Genomic DNA, 17,351 nt, shown 5'->3' with positions numbered 1-17,351 from the left:
CTCCGTGCTAGGCGAAGCGTGGCCTGAACATGGGCCAGCCACAACCGCCGCTACCGACAGCCCGTCATGACGATCGTATCGCCGATTAAGAAGATCGCCATCATGTCCTCCGATTCGCCCGAGGCCGTGGGGGCGGCAGACCTTTTGCGCGAAACCTATGGCGAGGTCCCGCCCCACGACGCCGATGTCGTCGTGGCTCTCGGCGGCGACGGGCTGATGCTGCAGGCGCTTCATGCGCACATGGATTCGGGCAAGCCGATCTATGGCATGAACCGCGGTTCCGTTGGCTTCCTCATGAACGAATACCGGCCGGAAGGCCTGATGGAACGCATTTCGGAAGCAAAGGTGGAACCGGTCCACCCGCTGCGTATGAGCGTCCTCACCTCGGACGGAGAGACGATCACGGCGCGCGCCGTCAACGAAGTGGCACTCTTCCGTCAATCCTATCAGGCCGCAAAGCTAAAGATCACCATCGACGGCCATGTGCGCCTCGAAGAGCTCATCTGCGACGGCATCCTGCTCGCGACACCGGCGGGCTCGACGGCCTACAACCTCTCCGCCCACGGGCCCATCATTCCGATCAATGCGCCTTTGTTGGCCTTGACCCCGATCAGCCCGTTTCGGCCGCGTCGTTGGCGCGGCGCCCTTTTGCCAGATCGGGCCGAAGTGACGCTCGAAGTGCTCGAAACCGACAAGCGGCCGGTCAATGCGGTCGCCGACCACACGGAGTTCAAGAGCGTGCGTCAGGTTTCGATCGTCGAAGACAAGACGCTGACCGGCTTTATCATGTTCGATCCGGACCACGGCTGGGACGAGCGCATCCTGGCCGAGCAGTTCCGCTACTGAGGGTCAGGCGGCAGCCTTGATCTGGAGGGCGTAGCCGCGCGCGGCATCACGCTTTGCATCCATCGCGAGACGCCGCAGCAAGGCGAGAAGATCGTCGAGCTCGCCTGTCGGCTGGGCTCCGTAACGCAGGAGAACGGCGTCGATCAGCCTGGTGGCGCGCCGATAATCGTGGCCCGACCCGACCTCGCAATCGAGGTCGCGCAGAACCTCCATGACAGTCACGATGACGGGCACGGCGCTCGCGGGCAGTCCAGCCTTTCGAAGAAGTGCGCCGAGCCCGGAGGAGCGCCCGGCGGCCACGAGAGCGGAAACCCGCCGCCGCGGCATATCGGCAAGCGCGGCGATCGCTTGCTCGAAAAAATCGATCTGTCCGCAAACCGCCGCTCGCACGAGAAGCACGGGGGTCAGCTGCGCCGAATCGAGAAGTCGGTTGATGAGTTGCACTAGGCCCGCAGGCCCGGCGTCTTCGGCCAGAACGAGCGCTGCCCGTTCGAGCGTTTCGTCGGCTACCGCACGCGCCTGCACCGGGGAAAGCCAGCCCTTCGCCGTGACAAAGGCGCAGAGGCTGTCAGCCAGATCTTCCAGAAGAACCTGACGCACGCCCACAGGCAGATCGCTGCGTGCCAGAAGCATCTCGCGCAGCTCCGCCTCGTGGCCATAGCGCGCGACGATACGGTCGAGGGAGAAGCGCGCCACGCAGGCCCCGTCGTTGCAGAGGAGATCCATCACGGCTTCCAGGCAGCCGACTTCCGCGATCGCGGCGGCAAGCGCACGCGATACGGTTCTGCGACGCGCGATCGCCGCCTGCACTTCCGGCTCCCGCGTCGCCACGAGATCTACGAGTTCGCCATCGAGGAGAAGTGGCGAATGCTCGACCACGATCGTCGCGACTTCGAAATGATCCGCCGAGAGCGCAAGAATCACGTGGTGCGGCGCCATCTCGCTGTCTGCGAGCTGTTCCGCGAGCGCCAGGCGCACACGGCGATTCGGATCGTCGAGCAGGATGGTCATGGCCGCTTCGAGGCCGTCATGCTCCTCCGGCGACAATTCGGAGGTGAGAAAAGCGCGCGCCAAAGCACTCGCGGCTTCCACACGTCGCCTCGGTGCGGCACTTTCGATCCAGGTCAAAAACCGTTCGACGATCATCAAGACAATCTCCTGCATGTCGATCGTGCACAGGGATGATTAATGATCGGTTCACCATAGCGTCGGCTTTGGCGCAGCGCCCTCCTCTGTCCCCAACTATGGGTGAAAATCATGCGCTCCTATCTTCTCGTGCCCGCAGACAGCGACAGGAAGCTTGCGAAGGCGCTGACGAGCGGCGCCGACGCGCTCATTCTCGACCTCGCCGATTCGGTGGCGCCGCCGGACAAGGGCACGGCCCGAAAGCTGGCGACAGATTTTTTGCGCAGGCATATCGGTCTCATGCACCCTCGCCTCTTCGTGCGCATCAACGATCTCGAGAGCCCTCTGAGCGAGGGCGATCTCGACCACGTCATGACCGGTGCGCCCACCGGCATCGTGCAGTCGGCCGCGGCGGGAAAAGACGATGTCGTGCTCCTCGGCGCGCGCATCGCCGTTCGCGAAGCGCTTCACGGTCTCCCCGACGGCGGCACACGCATTCTCGCAGTCGCAGGAGATCGGCCCGATTCCGTCTTGGCGCTCGGAAGCTATGCCGGCGACGTTGCGCGCCTCTGCGGCCTTGTCTGGTGCGGCGACAGGTCTGCGGCGGGAATCGGGCGCCAGAGGGAGAGCGATGAAGACGGCGACTGGGGAAACCCGTCTGCGCTCGCACGCAATCTGTGCCTTTTTGCCGCCGGTGCAGCACATGTCGATGCCATCGATCGCCCCTATCACGACTTTGCCGACTCAGGGGGGCTTGCCGCCGAAGCGGCCAAGGGCGCAAAGGAGGGCTTCGCGGGGAAGATCGCCGTTCATCCCTCACAGGTGGCGGCCATCAACGATGCGTTTACGCCAGGCCCCGACGAGATCGCGGCGGCCGAAGCCCTCATTGCCGCTTTCCGAGCTGCAGGAAATCCGGGCGCGCTCGCGATCGAGGGGCTTGCCTGCGATCAGAGCGATCTGCGACGAGCCGAACGCCTTGTCGCACGCGCCGCTCAGATCACCCAGATCCGTAAGATCGTCAGCCCGTCACCTCCGGGTCCTTCGGGCGAATGATCTCGAAGAGACCATCGACCACGGCATAGTCGAAATAGCCGCAGCGCGCGATCGTTCGGGCCGCCGCCATGTCGAAGCGGTCGTCGCGGATGAAGCGGTCATCGACATAGATCGAGACGACTTCCCCGAAAACGACGATGTTGCCGGACCACTGCCCGTCGAGACCGGCGAGACGGTCCGCCTTGAGAAGCCGGCATTCGAGCGCTGTCGGGGCATCGCGAACGCGCGGCGGCTTGACGACGGCGCTCTCCTCCATGGCGAGCCCCGCCTCTTCCGCCTCACTCACCCCGCGCGGATAGGCGGCAGAGGTCGCATTCATCTCCTCGCGGAGATCAAACGTCGTGAGATTGCAAACGAACTCACCAGTCGCCTCGATGTTCTTCACGCTGTCTTTCTCACCAAAGGACGAGAACATCACGATGTGAGGGTCGTTGGAGACGGCGTTGAAAAAGGAATAGGGCGCGAGATTGAGACGCCCTTCCGGATCGAGGCTGGAGATCCAGCCGATCGGGCGCGGCGCAACAATGGCCTTGAACGGATCATGTGCAAGCCCGTGGTCCCGCAGGCGCGGCGTATAACGCATCTGAAATCCTCAGTTGGAAAAGAAAGTGGTGAGCGCGGAGATATCCGGCCGGTCGCGCTCCGGCGTTTCCTGGCTCGCCGTCCCGATATGGATGAAGCCGGCAAGCTTCTCATCCTCGCCGACGCCGAGCGTACGAAGCGCTTCCGCCTCGAAGGCGAACCACTGCGTCAGCCATTGGGCGCCGAAACCGTGACCCGCGGCGGCATGAAGGAGGTTCATGCAAACGGCACCCGCCGTCAGCTCCTGCTCCCAGACTGGCACTTTCGCATGCGCAGCCGCTGTCGAGATGACGCCGATGACGAGCGGCGCAACCGCAAACTGGACGGCCTTTCCCGCTTTTCGTTCCGCCTCCGGATCGCCGCTCTCCAGGACCAACGCCTTCAGCGTTTCCGCCAAACGTTGCCGGTCTTCACGGCTATAGATAATGTAGCGCCAGGGTGCGAGTTTGCCGTGGTCGGGCACCCGCGCGCCGATGGTCAGAATATCGGATAACGTATCTGGATCCGGTCCCGGATCGCCAAGCTGGACGGAGGGTGTACTCCGACGTTTGCGCAGATGGTCGAGAAGGTCGTGCATCGTCGCCTGTGTCATTTTGCCTTTGCGCCGAACGGTTTCCATCATGGCCTCGGCCGTTTCAACCTTGAAATCGACATGGTTCGCCGCTTACGACCACAGTGAACCTCCAACAGCATGAGCAGATGATCCGCTTCACCCCGGCAATTGTCCTAGCTTTCGCGACTGCGGCGACCGCCTTTGGCGGACCCATCGTGTCCGCAACAGCTTTCGCTCAGGAAGGTCCGGGCGGCGGCGGAGCGGGCTTCTTCGGACCCGGCCCCTCAGATCTGGGCCCGGGCGCCCCTCCGCAGAGAGGCGATCCGAAGAGCTTCTTTCGCAAAGACGGCCCTCCGCCGCCCCGGCAGGAAGATCCGCCCCACAAGCTCGACTTCATCGCGCCATCAGAAGAGTTCAACCTTCCCGGGCCGGAAGAAACCATCATCTTTCCGAACAATCCGGACGGCGATGCGAAGGGATTGCTGCTCGGGGGTAACGTTCTCACGCTGAATGCGCGCCTGACAGATGACGGACCCGACCTCACCCAGGGTCTGACCTGGAGGATCTTCGGCACCACTCCGGGCGAAGACGGCAGCCTGCCGTTGATCGCAACCTCGTCCGGTGGGACGGCGAGACTCACCCTGCCCGACGGCGCCTATTATGTGCACGCCGCCTTCGGCCGGGCGGGCGCGACGCAGCGCATCGAATTGAACGGCATTCCGGAAACCGAAGATCTGGTGCTGGAGGCGGGCGGCCTTCGCCTGTCGGCCGTGGTCGGTGACGACTTCCCCGTCGACGAGGACAAGGTCACCTTCGAGATCTTCTATGAGGCGGAAAACGACAAGCGCGAGCTCGTCACGCCCGACGCGGAAGCCGGCCACATCGTGCGTCTGCATGCCGGCACCTACAGCGTCGTCAGCCGGTACGGCACACTCAACGCCATCGTGCGTGCGGAAATAGAGGTGAAGCCCGGCGAGCTGACCGAGGCGATCATCCACCATGCTGGTGCCGAAGTGACGCTCAAGCTCGTGGAACAGGAAGGCGGCGAAGCTCTCGCCAACACACGCTGGACGGTGCTGACGCAAGGCGGCGATACGATTCACGAATCGGTCGGCGCCTTCCCGCACATCATCCTTGCGGAAGGCACTTACACCGCGGTCGCGCGCCACGACGACACGACCTATGCCCGCGATTTCGAAATCAAAGCGGGAATGAACCGCGACGTGGAAGTGCGGCTGACCGACCTCGTTCGACCGGAAGGGATGCGCCTGGCTCGCTAGAGCCAGGCAGCTGAGACTTATGCCGCGGCGGCTTGGGCTTCGCCGGCTGGCCGAAGGTCCGGCGGTGTCGCCTCTTCTTTCAGACGACGGAGCGCCTCTTCGAGAGGCAAGGTCATCTGATCTTTCTGGCCGAGACGGCGCAGGGAGATCGTGCCCTCTTCCGCTTCGCGGCGGCCGACGACGAGCATCGCCGGCACCTTGCCAACCGAATGTTCGCGGACCTTGTAATTGATCTTCTCGTTCCTGAGGTCGGCGACAGTACGAAGGCCTGCAGCCTTCAGCTTCTCCTCCACCTCACGCGCGTAATCGTCGGCTTCCGAAACGATCGTCGCGACGACCGCCTGCACCGGAGCGAGCCACAGCGGCAGGCGCCCGGCATAATGCTCCAGAACGATGCCGATGAAGCGCTCGAAGGTTCCGAAGACGGCACGATGCAGCATCACCGGACGGTGACGTTCGCCATCCTCACCGACGTAAGACGCATCAAGCCGCTCCGGCAGTACGTAATCGAGCTGATAGGTGCCGCACTGCCAGGTCCGACCGATCGCGTCGGTCAGGTGGAACTCAAGCTTCGGGCCGTAGAACGCTCCCTCGCCCTCGGCGATCTCGAACTCCACGCCGGCCGCGGTGAGAGCATCGGCGAGAGACTTCTCGGCACGATCCCAAGTGGCATCATCACCCGCCCGCGTCTCCGGCCGGGTCGCGAGCTTATAGCGGATATTGGTGAGGCCCATATCGGTATACACGCGCGCAAACAGCTTCAGGAAACGCTCGGTTTCGCTCACCACCTGCTCGTCCGTGCAGAAGATGTGCGCATCATCCTGCGTCATCTGCCGGACGCGCATCAGCCCATGCAGCGCGCCATGCGCTTCGTTGCGATGGCAGCAGCCGAATTCCGCCATGCGGATCGGCAGGTCGCGGTAGGATTTGATCCCGTGCTTGAAGATCTGAACATGCGCCGGGCAGTTCATGGGTTTGAGCGCCAGCCAGGTATCGACCTCGTCGGAGAGGACCGGCCCGTCTTCTTCCGTATTCGGGGTCTGGTCGGGAACCACGAACATGTTTTCGCGGAATTTCGACCAGTGCCCGGATTTCTCCCAGAAGCTCGAATCGAGGAGCTGCGGAGTTTTCACCTCCACATAGCCATCCTCATCGAGGCGCCGGCGAATGTAATCCTCCAGGACCCGCCACACGGCATAGCCCTTCGGATGCCAGAAGACCGACCCCTGCGCCTCTTCCTGCAGATGAAACAGGTTCATCTCGCGCCCGAGACGGCGGTGGTCGCGCTTTTCCGCCTCCTCGATCATGGTGAGATAGGCGTCGAGCTCCTTCTTCGAAGCCCAAGCGGTGCCGTAGATGCGCTGGAGCTGCTGGCGACTGGAATCACCGCGCCAATAGGCACCGGCGAGTTTCGTCAGCTTGAAGGCTTCCCCGATCCGGCCGGTCGAATCCATATGCGGGCCACGGCAAAGATCGAACCAGTCGCCCTGGCGATAGATCTTGACGTCGTCGCCTTCCGGAATCGCATCAACGAGCTCCACTTTGAACTGCTCGCCCATTTCGCCGAAGACCCGTTTCGCCTCATCGCGACCCCACACCTCTTTCGTAAAGGGGTGGTTGCGCGCGATGATCTCACGCATCTTCGCTTCGATCGCCGTGAAATCCTCGGTCGAGAATGGCTCCTGACGGAAGAAATCGTAATAGAAGCCGTCCTCGATCACAGGCCCGATCGTGACCTGCGTGCCGGGAAAGAGCTCCTGCACGGCCTCTGCGAGGACATGCGCACAATCGTGACGAATGAGGGAAAGCGCCTGGGGGTCCTCGCGCGTGACGATCTTCACCGTGGCGCCTTCCGGCAGCCTGTCGGCGAGATCGGCAAGCTGCCCGTCGACTTCGACGGCAACGGCCTTCTTCGCCAAAGATTTGGAGATCGACGCAGCGAGATCGGCACCGCTTGCCCCTTCGGGCAAGCTGCGCTCCTGGCCGTCGGGAAGTCTAATCCGGCTCATGACAGCAAAGTCCGGGCCCAACGGCCCGCTCCATAGTTCAATCCGAAAAGCGTTCGGTGATGTGTCGGCCAGTCCACAGGCCGTAGCGCCACGGCGTATACCAGCGGGCATTGTCGGGCAAGCGGGCTGGCACCGGGTCGAGCCCATTGCTGCCGAAAGGATGACACCGCGAGAAGCGGGCAAGCCCCATCCAAAGCCCGGGCCAGGCGCCGAAGTTGCGGATCGCCTCGCTCGTATAATCTGAACAGCTCGGCAAATGCCGGCAGGTGCGCCCCATGATCGAGGAAAGCGAAAGCTGATAGATCCTGATCAGTCCGAGGAGCCCACTGGCGACAGGCGAGAAGCGGCGCGGCTTCAGGTGCCCGCCGTCTGATCCTTCGGCCCTCGCCATAATGTCACGCAGCCTGACCGGCGCCAGCCGATGCCTGGTGCTGCCCCGTCTCGCTCGAAGAGGGACTTTCCACGCCCACCGCCTCGATCTGATCGAGGGCATCGACGACGGCGTCGAAAGTCAGCATGGTCGAGGCGTGCCGCGCCTTATAATCGCGGACCGGCTCCAAAAAACGAAGATCGGTCCAGCGCCCTTGTGGTGGCGGCCCGTTCTCCTTGAGCATGGCGCGCATCTCCTCACGGACCTGCCGCAACTCCTCGGGCGTCGAACCGATCACCGTCCGCGCCATGATGGATGAGGAGGCCTGGCCGAGCGCACAGGCTTTCACCTCGTGCGCGAAATCCGCGATCCGGCCATCCTGCAGCTTCAGATCGACCGTCACCGTCGAGCCGCACAAGCGCGAATGCGCCTTGGCGCTTGCGTCGGGATCGGCAAGCCGGCCGATCCGGGGAATGTTCCCTGCGAATTCCAGAATTTTGGCGTTATAGACGTCGTCGATCATAGGTCACTCCGCTCGGGGGGTGGCCGAGCTTGGGCAAAATCATTACTTCGCCTTATATAGGTTCGACAGGCCGGCGTCACACCTCCACCCGAGAGCGGCCGGCACGTCTCGAAAGGACGCAAGATGGACAGCACGTTGAAGCTCTTCTCCTCGACCGCGGTGGCGGGTCGAAGGCCGAGCCGAGAGGAGGCAGAAGCTGCCGTGCGAACGCTGATCGCCTGGCTCGGGGACGACCCCGATCGCGAGGGTTTGCGCGACACGCCGCGGCGCGTGGTTTCGGCTTATGAAGAGCTTTACTCCGGCTACCCTCAGGATCCGGGGACATTGCTCGCGCGCACCTTCAAAGATGTGGGCGGCTATCACGACATGGTGCTGGTCCGCGACATCGCCTTCTACTCGCACTGCGAGCATCACATGCTGCCGTTCTTCGGGCATGTGCATATCGCCTATTACCCGAACGACGGCGTCGTCGGCCTGTCGAAGATGGCGCGGGTCGTGGAAGCCTATGCGCGCCGCCTGCAAACGCAGGAGACGATGACGGCTCAGATCACCGATGCGCTCGAAAATGCGCTCAGCCCACGTGGCGTCGCCGTGATGGTGGAAGCCGAACATATGTGCATGTCGATGCGCGGTGTGCAGAAGCAAGGCTCCTCCACCATGACATCGCGCTTCACCGGTCTCTTCCATGACGAGGCGGCAGAACGCGAAAAATTCCTCAATCTCGTGCGTCCGACAGGCCGCTGATCCACGAACGGCGATGTCGATGCGGGATGATCAAGCTACGGCCTCTCCTTTGGCCGCCATCGAAGAGACGCAGGATTTTCGGCCGCGCTTCAACGAAGCAGGCCTCCTGCCCTGCATCACGCAGGATGCGGCGAGCGGCGACGTTCTGATGATGGCGTGGATGAACCGCGAGGCTATGGATCTCACACTCGCCACCGGCGAGGTGCATTATTTCAGCCGCTCCCGGAACAGGCTCTGGAAGAAGGGCGAGACTTCGGGCGCGATCCAGAAGCTGATCGAGCTCAGGATCGACTGCGACCAGGATTGTCTTCTCGCACGCGTTGCCGTCCAAGATCGCGCCAAGACCTGCCACACCGGTCGTACCGATTGCTTCTACCGCGTTGCGGAGGCAAGGCCCGACGGTCTCCACCTCCGTATGCGCGATTAGGCGGTCGGGTCAGCCCTGCGTCACGTATTCCCGGATCGCTTCGGCTTCGTTTTGAATCTCTGCGATCCGCCGCTTGACGACATCGCCGATCGACACGATTCCGACGAGCTTGCCATCCTCCTCGACGGGCAAATGGCGAAACCGCTCATTGGTCATCATCTCCATGAGATCATCGGTCGTATGATGCATTCGGCAGATACGCACGCGCGCTGTCATGAAATTCGCCACCGGCTGGCTGAGCGCACCAGTTCCCTCGCGCGCGACCGCCGTCACGATGTCCCGCTCCGACAGAATACCTTTGATGACCGCGCCCTCGGTCACAACGACCGCGCCGATACGATGTTCTGACAATGTGACAGCGACTTCGTGCAGGCTCATCTGCGGCCGGCACGTCACGACGTCATTGCCTTTGCTCTCCAGCAATTGCCGTACATGCATCTCTAGTCCTCCCCGAATGCGGACCTTTGCTTGGTCCGTTTATCAGTATCCTAGAGCGAGACGGCATAAGTTTGAACTCTTCTGAGATTGAGTTTTCTCGAAGAACCAAAATCCTATGAACGGGCTCCGCGTCCGACCGGATCGAACAGGGGAAATAGAAGAAGGCCCGCGAGAAATCCGCCGACATGGGCCTGCCAGGCGATTGCACCGCCCACGCCCGGGAGCATCTGGCCTCCGACACCGAATAAGAGATTGATGCCGAACCACATCAAAATGAAGAAGGCGGAGTACGGATTGAGAAGACTCGCTTTCAGCCCCGGATCTGGCACAAGGTAGGCCTCCGGGCGGACGCCGCCACCTGCCAAAGGACCACCCGGCGCAAAGGCGAAGCGCGCGGCCGCGGCCGTCACTCCGGAGACACCGGCGGAAGCTCCAATGACGAGCGTTTCGTTCCCAGGCATCGCCAGAAACTGTGCAAGCGCCCCGGCTGCAACCGTCACCAGCAGCAGGACGAGGAAGCGTGACGTTCCGAAACGCCGGGCGACGGCGCTGCCGAAGCTCAGCATCCAGAGGACGTTCACGCCAAGATGCAGCCAGTCGGCGTGCAGGAGTGCATAAGTGAGAGGCGTCCACCAACAGGCCGCGATCCCTCCGGGCAGGAACGAAGCCGCACCCGTGTAGCGCACCGGCACGAAGCCGAACATCATCAGCACTTCGACATCGCTCTGATAAGGCAGCAGGGCGCGGATGATGTGCACGATCAGGAGCACGCCGACCGTCCATACGAGGACCGTCGGCAGGTTGAACATTCTCTCTCGTTCTCGTTCTTCCATGGGGGTGGGATCGCTTCTTCGGTGAAAGGCGAAAAGGGGAGCATCCGAGGGGATTACGCTTCATCCCTTCGCAAGCACAGAGCGTCCGGGCAAGGAAAAGACTTGGAAAAACACTGTTTCTTTCTGCCACACACGCTTACAGATGGTTAACTTGCACCATGATAGTTTTGCATCAGGCTCCTGGCTTCACGAGCAATGACCATCGCTTCCACAAACACTGAAACGCCCAAAGAGACGGTGGAACTCACCGTGGAGGATCCCGACAGCAATCGTCGTCAGCACGAGCGCGTCGAGGTCAGCCTGCTTGGCCGTTGCATGTTTGCGGATCAGCAAGAGAACCCGTGCGAGATGCGCAACGTGTCCGCGGGCGGAGCCGCGATCATCAGTCCCGTCAAAGGGAACGTCGGCGAGAAGATCATCATCTATGCCGAACAGATCGGGCGCATTGAAGGCATCATCACGCGTCACACGCAAAATGGTTTCGCCATCACGATCACGGCTTCGGCGCGCAAGCGGGAAAAGCTCGCGAACACCCTCGCCTGGCTTGGACGCCGCGACGTGCTCAAGCTCCGAGACGACCGCCGCTCCGTGCGGCGTGTGCCGGCCACCACGGAAACGCGGGTGACGCTGCCCGGGGGCAGGCAGGTCGACTGCAAGATCATCGATATGTCGAAGACGGGCGCCGCCATCGCGATTTCAGAGCGCCCTCCGATTGGTTCGCGCGTCAACCTCGGCCGGCTTGGAGGCCGCGTCGTGCGCCATTTCAGCGACGGCGTCGCCATCGAGTTTATGCGCATCATGTCGGAAGAAGAGATCGAGCGAATTATCGAGGAAGAGTTCTTCACAGACGGAAGCCTGTGACACCGCTCTTTCCTTACCTCCACAACAACATCTTTTTAACCAGACCGACAATCGACTCTTATGTAAAAGCTCTTCAACTTGCCGACGATTTCAGGAAAACTTCCTGATTTCAACCAAATCGTAGGCAGCGTAAAGAAGAGCTTGCCGCGAGAGTGAAACTCCGAAAGAACCGCTTAGCCCGCGCCTAAGCCGCCGGGGATACGGTCTCCCAAAACGGGGGATCGCGATATGCGGTTGAACAGAGTGACCGGAACAATGCTTGGGGCAGCCTTCGCCCTCGCCGCCTTCATGGCGGCACCGGCAGAGGCCCAGGCCCAACAGACAAGCTCCGGTCTTGGCATCAGGATCACGGGAAGCATCAGCGCGCCGGTCATGCGCACGGGTCGCTATGCCTCGCCACCAATCGGACATCGTGCCTTCTGCAAGTCCTTTCCGGGCGAATGCCAGGTCCACGGCGGGCGCTCGCCCATGCAGCTGACGCCTTCACGTTGGCAGGATCTGGTTCGGATCAACAATTACGTCAACGACAGCGTCAAGGCAGTGACGGACGAAGAGTATTATGGGCAGGAAGAAGTCTGGACGCTCCCGCAAGGCTACGGCGATTGCGAGGACTATGTCCTTCTGAAGCGCAAGCAGCTCGTCACACGCGGCTGGCCCACCTCCGACCTCTTGGTCGCCGTGGTCTTCGACGAAGTCGGCGCCGGCCATGCCGTGCTCGTCGTGCGCACCGATCGCGGTGACTACGTGCTCGACAACAAGGTCTCCGATATCCGCCTGTGGAGCCAAACCGGCTACCGCTACGTGAAACGGCAGGACACGGCAGACCCGAAGAGATGGGTCGCCATCGACGATTCCCGTTGGCAGCCGCTCGACGCCACAGGTCGTCTGCGTTGAATTTGAGCTAGCCTGGTCGCCTCCAAACTCTCCCGTCCCCAACCGGGCTCAGCGGCCGGTCTCCGAAAGGAGGCCGGCCGGCGCTTTATCCGGCTGAGGGATGTCCGGCGCCGGCCGGGAGCGACCTATATTTGGCCGAGCGATTCCCGAAACCGGCGGCCGTTGGCAACATATTTCGCTGCCGATTCCCGCAGCCCTTCCTTGGCTGTCTCGTCGAGCGTCCGCACGACTTTTCCGGGAGAGCCGACGACGAGTGAATAATCCGGGATCTCCTTGCCCTCGGTGATGAGGGCACCCGCACCGATCAGGCAGAAACGGCCGATCTTTGCACCGTTCAGGACGATCGCTCCCATACCGACGAGAGAGAAATCCCCGATCGTGCAGCCGTGCAGAATGGCGCGGTGGCCGATCGTGCAATCGCTGCCGATCGTGCAGGGGAACCCAGGATCGGTATGGATAACGCTGAGATCCTGGACATTGGAACGCGGGCCGACGGAAATCGGCTCGTTGTCGCCCCGCAGAACCGCGCCGAACCAGATGCTCGCGTCTTCGGACAGTCGCACATCGCCGATCACGCTCGCGCAGGGTGCAATCCAATAGGCCCCGCTCTCCGGCAGATCAGGCTTACGTTCCTTCAGACAATAAATGCTCATGCGCGGACAGCCACCAGAAAACTGAGAAACAATGTGCCCGAACATGCGCTCCACAGACCCGCCACCGCAAGCCCGAGGACCACGATCTCCAGCCCTGCTTTTTTGACGCGCAAGGCTCCGCAAATTCGGCGAACCACGATGAACGGTCCCGCCGTAAAGCACATCAAGGTGCAGGTCGCGATCGCGGGGAAGGTGAAATCCCGCAGTTCAAAATCAGGCGGGCGCGAGGTGAGCAACTGGTAGAAGCTTGCAGCCGTTCCGGCCGTCACGAAGCCTGTCAGAACGCAAAACAGCAGCACTTCGAAATCAGACACGGCGCCCACCCGTCCGGCATCAGTTAACGTTTGGTAAACGTAACCGGCTCGAATAGGCCCGACAAGATACGGGCGGCCGCTTACCGCGACCGCCCGCATTTTCAGATCAGCTTCGTCTCGGAGCGCCTTCAGGCGCGCAGGTCGAAATCCAGGATCGCCATCGAGAAATTGTAGGAGAGATCCTCATCCTCATCGTCGCGGAAAATGAGGCCAACGAATTCCTCGCCGACGAACACCTCCGCCGAATCGTCCTTGCGCGGCCGCGCCTTCACCTGGATCTTCTCGTTGTCGAAAAGCCGCTGCAGGTAGGCCTGGAGTTTTTTCAGTTCGTCGATGCTCAACACGACACCCTTTAACTTGGTTTGGCCCGTCCTGACATAACGGGGACCCGATCTCAACCGGCTCAACCGGAAACGTCGTCGCTCCCCTGTTCCGCCTCGCGCAGGAGCTGGTCCATGGAACGGCCGGGTTCGTCGCGGCCCGCTTTGCCGACGATTCGCGCCGGCACGCCCGCAACCGTCACCATGGGCGGCACCGGTTTCAACACGACCGATCCGGCCGCCACGCGAGAGCAATGGCCGACTTCGATATTGCCGAGGACCTCGGCGCCGGCGCCGATGAGGACGCCGTGACGAATCTTGGGATGCCGGTCACCACACGATTTCCCTGTCCCGCCGAGCGTGACATTCTGGAGGATCGAGACATCGTCCTCGATGACGGCCGTGGAGCCGATCACGATACCGGTGGCATGATCGATGAAGATCCCACGTCCCAGAGGAACGGCGGGATGAATATCGACCTGGAACACTTCCGATGCACGGCTTTGCAGATAGAGGGCGTAATCCTTGTGACCTTGCTGCCAGAGCCAATGAGCCAGCCGGTGCGACTGGATCGCGTGGAAACCCTTGAAATAAAGCACCGGCTCGATCAGCCGCTCGCAAGCCGGATCGCGGTCATAGACGGCCATCAGATCGATACGCAGAACCTCCGAGAGTTCCGGCTGATCCTCATACATCTCGCCGAAAGACCGAATGATTTGCCCTGTGGAAATGCCGGGATGGCGCAGCCTGTCTCCGACGCGGTGGGCGACCGCATCTTCCAGCCGGGGATAGTTCAAGATCGTCGAATAGATGAAGGCCGCAAGCACGGTCTCGCGCGCGACGATGTCTTCGGCTTCGCGGCGAAGCTGCGCCCAGACCGGATCGACCGTTTCGGCGCCCGAGCTCAGACGGGTTTGTTCGACAGCCATATCGGCTCCTCTCGCTGCGTCACAATCCGGTTCTCCGGCGCCCGGATATCTGGTGCGGCACGCGCTGTTTGCCAGAGAGATCGGGCACGATCTCTTTGCCTGCAACGCTGCTCCCGCGGGCCACACACCTTGTTATATAGCTTCCAATCAAAATCAGCATATGCCGGCGTAACCTAGGGTCAACAGCCGACCAACCGGATTGACGCCGGTTCAGACCGCTCGCGGATCGTGCAGACACCGCTAGGCGGCTTTGCGGAGGCTCTCCAAATACTCCAGGACGGCAGCCTTGGTCATCTTGTCCCCGACGGCGCGCATATGGTCACGGCGCGGAATGATCGCGGTCTTGGCACTGGGGATGAGCTTTGCGAGCGCTTCCGGGTCGCCAGCCACCTCGTCCTCGGACCCCACGACGATGAGGACCGGCATGGTGAGCTTGCCGAGCATACCGGGAGTGAGGTTCTCGCGGCCGGCCTCCATACAGGCCGCAAGCGCCAAAAGATCCGAGCCGGTCTGTTCGGCGAAGACGCGAAATCCTTTTGCGGTTTCGCCGACGACCTCTTCCGTGGAGGCCGCGCGCATACCGGCTGCAACTTCGTCAGCTTCGCCGAAGCCCTGCACCAGTTGATCGCCGAGCCCGCCGATGATGAGAGCTTCGACCTTCTCGGGTGCGCCGACAGCAAGATGCGTCGCAATCCGCGCGCCCATCGAATAGCCCATCATGAGGGTTCGTTCGATCCCGAGATGATCGAGAAGCTCCAGCATGTCCCGCCCCATCCGGTCCATGCCGTAGGCATCGGCCGAGTGCGGCGCGTCGGACCAGCCATGCCCCCGATTGTCCGGCGCGATGACACGGTATCCCGCCTCATTGAAGGCCGAGACCCAGCCGGTGGACTGCCAATTGACCCGGTGACTCGAGGCAAAGCCATGGATGAGAAGGAGCGGTTCGCCCTCCCCCTGATCGAGATAGGCGATCGCGACGCCGTCTGACGCTTCAAAGGAGGGCATGAGAATGATGGAAGTGCGAATGGATCATTCCCGCCGCTTAGCCCCTCGCGCCGCAAACGGTCAACGCGTAGGACGAGCCTCTACGTTCTCGACACTGGAATTTTGACATTGGCCCGCCGCCTCTGCACGCCTATGTTTCGTAAACCAGCAACAACGGACAGGACGAGTGACGATGGCGGAGAACGTGGTTCCGCATTTTCATAATACCGGCGGGGTAGAGGCGATTTCGGTGGGCGCCACCGAGTTCATGTGCATCGGCGCCCTGCCGCCCTTCGACCATCCGCACGTCTTCCTCGACATGGGCGACGAGCACGAAATCATCTGCCCGTACTGCTCGACCCTCTACAAGCTCGATCGTTCGCTCAGCCCCAAGCAGGCGCGTCCGACCGAAGCCGTTTACCAGGAATGAGGCTGGAGAGGCGCATGGGCACCTGCCCCTGCCCTTCCTTATAGGATGCGCATCGCCGTCATCGGGGCCGGCATTTCAGGCCTGACATTTGCGCTTTCGCTGGCACGCAAGGGCTTCGAGCTCGATCTCTTCGAGCGTGCCGAAACGCTGGAAGAAGTCGGCGCCGGCATACAATTGTCGCCCAACGCCTCTCGCGTTCTCCTCGCACTCGGCCTGGGCGAGGAATTGAGCAAATGCATCGTTGCGCCCGACAAGCTTCAGATCGGCAACGGTCAGCGCCTCAACCTGCTTGCAACCCTGCCCTTGGGAGACTGGGCGCGGGCGCGCTACGGCGCCCCCTATTGGCTGGTCCACCGCGCCGACCTGCAGGACATCCTGCTGAAGGCGGTTCGTCGAGAGACGGCGATCCACCTTCATCTCGGAGCAGGCGTGGATGCGTTCAGCGAGCAAGACCGCGACGTCACCTTCCAAGCCGTCGGCGAAAAACACCATGCCGATCTCATCGTCGGGGCCGACGGGCTTCGCTCGGTCGTCCGCCGACAGCTCGTCTCCGGGGCTGAGCCGTCCCCCTCCACGCATGTCGCCTGGCGCGTGAGCATCGACATCTCGGCCACACCCGGCTGGCTCGACACGAGCTGCACCACCCTATGGATGGGCCCCGGCTGGCATGTCGTTCACTATCCCATCAGGCGGGGCGAGCGCCTCAACATCGTGGCGATCGAGCCACAGAGAGCAACCGGTTCGGCAGGACCCAAGCTCCCCCATGCTGCACCTGAGATCGCCACGTTTTTTGCCTCTCAGGCGCTGCGCGAAAAATGGCTGCCCTGGCCGCTCCAGACCGTGGACCCAAACCTCGCTTGGGCAAAAAACCGAGCCGTTCTCCTCGGCGATGCAGCCCATGCCATGCTGCCGACAGCCGCCCAGGGTGGCGCGATGGGGATCGAAGATGCCGCGGTGCTTTCTGCGGAGATCGCAGGAGACGGGTCGCTGCCCGGAAAACTCGCCCGCTACGAGCTTACACGCAAACCACGCGTCCGTAAGGTTGTGTCCATGGCGGAGAGCAATCTACAGATCTACACGATGCCCAGTCTCGTCGCAGGCCTCAGGAACACAGCGCTCCTGGCCCTTCCCGGCGAAGTTTTGATGCGCCGCCAGGACTGGCTATATTCTTTTACCGCCTAAG

The 17,351-nt window shown here is 62.2% G+C and carries 22 protein-coding genes; 9 read left to right on the top strand and 13 right to left on the bottom strand.

The features are described 5' to 3' along the window. The first annotated feature begins 66 nt into the window (after nucleotides 1–66). Complete coding sequence (locus tag J2R99_RS13745; RefSeq protein WP_307155004.1) at nucleotides 67–846, top strand: NAD kinase; 780 nt, start codon at nucleotides 67–69, stop codon at nucleotides 844–846. A gap of 3 nt (nucleotides 847–849) precedes the next feature. Here the strand turns inward: J2R99_RS13745 and J2R99_RS13740 are convergent, their stop codons facing one another. Next, entirely contained in the window at nucleotides 850–1,992 is a 1,143-nt protein-coding gene (locus J2R99_RS13740) for a DUF2336 domain-containing protein (protein ID WP_307155717.1), read from the bottom strand. Nucleotides 1,993–2,103: 111 nt separating this feature from the next. Between J2R99_RS13740 and J2R99_RS13735 the strand changes: the two genes are divergently transcribed. Beyond that, on the top strand, nucleotides 2,104–3,024 hold the full coding sequence (locus tag J2R99_RS13735; RefSeq protein ID WP_307155003.1) for an HpcH/HpaI aldolase/citrate lyase family protein: 921 nt from the start codon (nucleotides 2,104–2,106) through the stop codon (nucleotides 3,022–3,024). Here the strand turns inward: J2R99_RS13735 and J2R99_RS13730 are convergent. After that, nucleotides 2,990–3,607 carry a flavin reductase family protein gene (locus J2R99_RS13730; RefSeq protein WP_307155002.1) on the bottom strand — a complete coding sequence of 206 codons (618 nt, stop codon included), beginning with the start codon at nucleotides 3,605–3,607 and terminating at the stop codon, nucleotides 2,990–2,992. The genes J2R99_RS13735 and J2R99_RS13730 overlap by 35 nt on opposite strands. A 9-nt stretch (nucleotides 3,608–3,616) precedes the next feature. Continuing rightward, a complete protein-coding gene (locus tag J2R99_RS13725; RefSeq protein WP_307155001.1) occupies nucleotides 3,617–4,228 on the bottom strand; it encodes a nitroreductase family protein in 612 nt (203 codons plus the stop codon). Between the two features lie 77 nt (nucleotides 4,229–4,305). On the opposite strand from J2R99_RS13725, the gene J2R99_RS13720 reads away from it, so the two are divergent. Next, a complete protein-coding gene (locus J2R99_RS13720) occupies nucleotides 4,306–5,439 on the top strand; it encodes an RgsD C-terminal domain-containing protein (RefSeq protein ID WP_307155000.1) in 1,134 nt (377 codons plus the stop codon). A gap of 17 nt (nucleotides 5,440–5,456) precedes the next feature. Here J2R99_RS13720 and thrS read toward each other — a convergent pair whose 3' ends face one another. The 3 genes from thrS to J2R99_RS13705 are packed head-to-tail and all read right to left on the bottom strand — an operon-like array spanning nucleotide 5,457 to nucleotide 8,341. Next, complete coding sequence (gene thrS / locus J2R99_RS13715) at nucleotides 5,457–7,448, bottom strand: threonine--tRNA ligase (protein ID WP_307154999.1); 1,992 nt, start codon at nucleotides 7,446–7,448, stop codon at nucleotides 5,457–5,459. Nucleotides 7,449–7,485: 37 nt separating this feature from the next. Next, nucleotides 7,486–7,839 (bottom strand): membrane protein insertion efficiency factor YidD, encoded by a 354-nt coding sequence (gene yidD, locus J2R99_RS13710; protein ID WP_307154998.1) that lies wholly within the window; start codon nucleotides 7,837–7,839, stop codon nucleotides 7,486–7,488. A gap of 4 nt (nucleotides 7,840–7,843) precedes the next feature. Beyond that, the gene (locus J2R99_RS13705) at nucleotides 7,844–8,341 is read right to left on the bottom strand and encodes an iron-sulfur cluster assembly scaffold protein (protein WP_307154997.1); all 498 of its coding nucleotides are present in this window, start codon (nucleotides 8,339–8,341) and stop codon (nucleotides 7,844–7,846) included. A 123-nt stretch (nucleotides 8,342–8,464) separates the two neighbouring features. Between J2R99_RS13705 and folE the strand changes: the two genes are divergently transcribed. Next, nucleotides 8,465–9,085 carry a GTP cyclohydrolase I FolE gene (gene folE / locus J2R99_RS13700; RefSeq protein ID WP_307154996.1) on the top strand — a complete coding sequence of 207 codons (621 nt, stop codon included), beginning with the start codon at nucleotides 8,465–8,467 and terminating at the stop codon, nucleotides 9,083–9,085. A gap of 19 nt (nucleotides 9,086–9,104) precedes the next feature. After that, nucleotides 9,105–9,512, top strand: a complete 408-nt coding sequence (hisI, locus tag J2R99_RS13695) for a phosphoribosyl-AMP cyclohydrolase (protein WP_307154995.1) — start codon at nucleotides 9,105–9,107, stop codon at nucleotides 9,510–9,512. 9 nt (nucleotides 9,513–9,521) lie between these two features. Here the strand turns inward: hisI and J2R99_RS13690 are convergent, their stop codons facing one another. Further along, nucleotides 9,522–9,950, bottom strand: coding sequence for a CBS domain-containing protein (locus J2R99_RS13690; RefSeq protein WP_307154994.1), 429 nt, complete (start codon nucleotides 9,948–9,950; stop codon nucleotides 9,522–9,524). Nucleotides 9,951–10,063: 113 nt separating this feature from the next. Next, nucleotides 10,064–10,759: a rhomboid family intramembrane serine protease gene (locus J2R99_RS13685; RefSeq protein WP_307154993.1), complete on the bottom strand. Its 696-nt coding sequence runs from the start codon at nucleotides 10,757–10,759 to the stop codon at nucleotides 10,064–10,066. Between the two features lie 219 nt (nucleotides 10,760–10,978). Between J2R99_RS13685 and J2R99_RS13680 the strand changes: the two genes are divergently transcribed. Together J2R99_RS13680 and J2R99_RS13675 are read left to right on the top strand one after the other, a co-directional pair. Continuing rightward, complete coding sequence (locus tag J2R99_RS13680) at nucleotides 10,979–11,644, top strand: PilZ domain-containing protein (RefSeq protein ID WP_307154992.1); 666 nt, start codon at nucleotides 10,979–10,981, stop codon at nucleotides 11,642–11,644. A gap of 228 nt (nucleotides 11,645–11,872) precedes the next feature. After that, nucleotides 11,873–12,538 (top strand): transglutaminase-like cysteine peptidase, encoded by a 666-nt coding sequence (locus tag J2R99_RS13675; RefSeq protein ID WP_307154991.1) that lies wholly within the window; start codon nucleotides 11,873–11,875, stop codon nucleotides 12,536–12,538. 125 nt (nucleotides 12,539–12,663) lie between these two features. Here the strand turns inward: J2R99_RS13675 and J2R99_RS13670 are convergent, their stop codons facing one another. From J2R99_RS13670 to J2R99_RS13650, 5 genes are all read right to left on the bottom strand, one after another. Next, entirely contained in the window at nucleotides 12,664–13,191 is a 528-nt protein-coding gene (locus tag J2R99_RS13670) for a gamma carbonic anhydrase family protein (RefSeq protein WP_307154990.1), read from the bottom strand. Continuing rightward, entirely contained in the window at nucleotides 13,188–13,604 is a 417-nt protein-coding gene (locus J2R99_RS13665; protein ID WP_307154989.1) for a DUF6949 family protein, read from the bottom strand. The genes J2R99_RS13670 and J2R99_RS13665 overlap by 4 nt, the downstream gene beginning before the upstream one ends. Nucleotides 13,605–13,633: 29 nt before the next feature. Beyond that, complete coding sequence (locus J2R99_RS13660; RefSeq protein WP_092816236.1) at nucleotides 13,634–13,846, bottom strand: DUF3126 family protein; 213 nt, start codon at nucleotides 13,844–13,846, stop codon at nucleotides 13,634–13,636. Nucleotides 13,847–13,908: 62 nt separating this feature from the next. Beyond that, nucleotides 13,909–14,754, bottom strand: coding sequence for a serine O-acetyltransferase (gene cysE / locus J2R99_RS13655; protein WP_307154988.1), 846 nt, complete (start codon nucleotides 14,752–14,754; stop codon nucleotides 13,909–13,911). A gap of 240 nt (nucleotides 14,755–14,994) precedes the next feature. Beyond that, complete coding sequence (locus J2R99_RS13650) at nucleotides 14,995–15,759, bottom strand: alpha/beta fold hydrolase (protein WP_307154987.1); 765 nt, start codon at nucleotides 15,757–15,759, stop codon at nucleotides 14,995–14,997. A gap of 172 nt (nucleotides 15,760–15,931) precedes the next feature. On the opposite strand from J2R99_RS13650, the gene J2R99_RS13645 reads away from it, so the two are divergent. Together J2R99_RS13645 and J2R99_RS13640 are read left to right on the top strand one after the other, a co-directional pair. Next, nucleotides 15,932–16,168, top strand: a complete 237-nt coding sequence (locus J2R99_RS13645) for a zinc-finger domain-containing protein (protein ID WP_307154986.1) — start codon at nucleotides 15,932–15,934, stop codon at nucleotides 16,166–16,168. Between the two features lie 45 nt (nucleotides 16,169–16,213). Then, nucleotides 16,214–17,350 carry an FAD-dependent monooxygenase gene (locus J2R99_RS13640; protein ID WP_307154985.1) on the top strand — a complete coding sequence of 379 codons (1,137 nt, stop codon included), beginning with the start codon at nucleotides 16,214–16,216 and terminating at the stop codon, nucleotides 17,348–17,350. Nucleotide 17,351 lies beyond the last annotated feature (1 nt).

The sequence above is a fragment of the Rhodopseudomonas julia genome (assembly GCF_030813515.1).
Lineage (GTDB): Bacteria > Pseudomonadota > Alphaproteobacteria > Rhizobiales > Afifellaceae > Afifella > Afifella julia.
The sequence above is the reverse complement of the archived record's forward strand: the minus strand, read 5'-3'. Positions and strand labels throughout refer to the sequence as shown.

What these genes read in the sequence shown, in the direction of transcription:
- J2R99_RS13745 (WP_307155004.1), top strand. Translation starts at nt 67, where the DNA reads ATGACGATCGTATCGCCGATTAAGAAGATCGCCATCATGTCCTCCGAT.
- J2R99_RS13740 (WP_307155717.1), bottom strand. Translation starts at nt 1,992, where the DNA reads ATGATCGTCGAACGGTTTTTGACCTGGATCGAAAGTGCCGCACCGAGG.
- J2R99_RS13735 (WP_307155003.1), top strand. Translation starts at nt 2,104, where the DNA reads ATGCGCTCCTATCTTCTCGTGCCCGCAGACAGCGACAGGAAGCTTGCG.
- J2R99_RS13730 (WP_307155002.1), bottom strand. Translation starts at nt 3,607, where the DNA reads ATGCGTTATACGCCGCGCCTGCGGGACCACGGGCTTGCACATGATCCG.
- J2R99_RS13725 (WP_307155001.1), bottom strand. Translation starts at nt 4,228, where the DNA reads ATGATGGAAACCGTTCGGCGCAAAGGCAAAATGACACAGGCGACGATG.
- J2R99_RS13720 (WP_307155000.1), top strand. Translation starts at nt 4,306, where the DNA reads ATGATCCGCTTCACCCCGGCAATTGTCCTAGCTTTCGCGACTGCGGCG.
- thrS (WP_307154999.1), bottom strand. Translation starts at nt 7,448, where the DNA reads ATGAGCCGGATTAGACTTCCCGACGGCCAGGAGCGCAGCTTGCCCGAA.
- yidD (WP_307154998.1), bottom strand. Translation starts at nt 7,839, where the DNA reads ATGGCGAGGGCCGAAGGATCAGACGGCGGGCACCTGAAGCCGCGCCGC.
- J2R99_RS13705 (WP_307154997.1), bottom strand. Translation starts at nt 8,341, where the DNA reads ATGATCGACGACGTCTATAACGCCAAAATTCTGGAATTCGCAGGGAAC.
- folE (WP_307154996.1), top strand. Translation starts at nt 8,465, where the DNA reads ATGGACAGCACGTTGAAGCTCTTCTCCTCGACCGCGGTGGCGGGTCGA.
- hisI (WP_307154995.1), top strand. Translation starts at nt 9,105, where the DNA reads ATGCGGGATGATCAAGCTACGGCCTCTCCTTTGGCCGCCATCGAAGAG.
- J2R99_RS13690 (WP_307154994.1), bottom strand. Translation starts at nt 9,950, where the DNA reads ATGCATGTACGGCAATTGCTGGAGAGCAAAGGCAATGACGTCGTGACG.
- J2R99_RS13685 (WP_307154993.1), bottom strand. Translation starts at nt 10,759, where the DNA reads ATGTTCAACCTGCCGACGGTCCTCGTATGGACGGTCGGCGTGCTCCTG.
- J2R99_RS13680 (WP_307154992.1), top strand. Translation starts at nt 10,979, where the DNA reads ATGACCATCGCTTCCACAAACACTGAAACGCCCAAAGAGACGGTGGAA.
- J2R99_RS13675 (WP_307154991.1), top strand. Translation starts at nt 11,873, where the DNA reads ATGCGGTTGAACAGAGTGACCGGAACAATGCTTGGGGCAGCCTTCGCC.
- J2R99_RS13670 (WP_307154990.1), bottom strand. Translation starts at nt 13,191, where the DNA reads ATGAGCATTTATTGTCTGAAGGAACGTAAGCCTGATCTGCCGGAGAGC.
- J2R99_RS13665 (WP_307154989.1), bottom strand. Translation starts at nt 13,604, where the DNA reads ATGCGGGCGGTCGCGGTAAGCGGCCGCCCGTATCTTGTCGGGCCTATT.
- cysE (WP_307154988.1), bottom strand. Translation starts at nt 14,754, where the DNA reads ATGGCTGTCGAACAAACCCGTCTGAGCTCGGGCGCCGAAACGGTCGAT.
- J2R99_RS13650 (WP_307154987.1), bottom strand. Translation starts at nt 15,759, where the DNA reads ATGCCCTCCTTTGAAGCGTCAGACGGCGTCGCGATCGCCTATCTCGAT.
- J2R99_RS13645 (WP_307154986.1), top strand. Translation starts at nt 15,932, where the DNA reads ATGGCGGAGAACGTGGTTCCGCATTTTCATAATACCGGCGGGGTAGAG.
- J2R99_RS13640 (WP_307154985.1), top strand. Translation starts at nt 16,214, where the DNA reads ATGCGCATCGCCGTCATCGGGGCCGGCATTTCAGGCCTGACATTTGCG.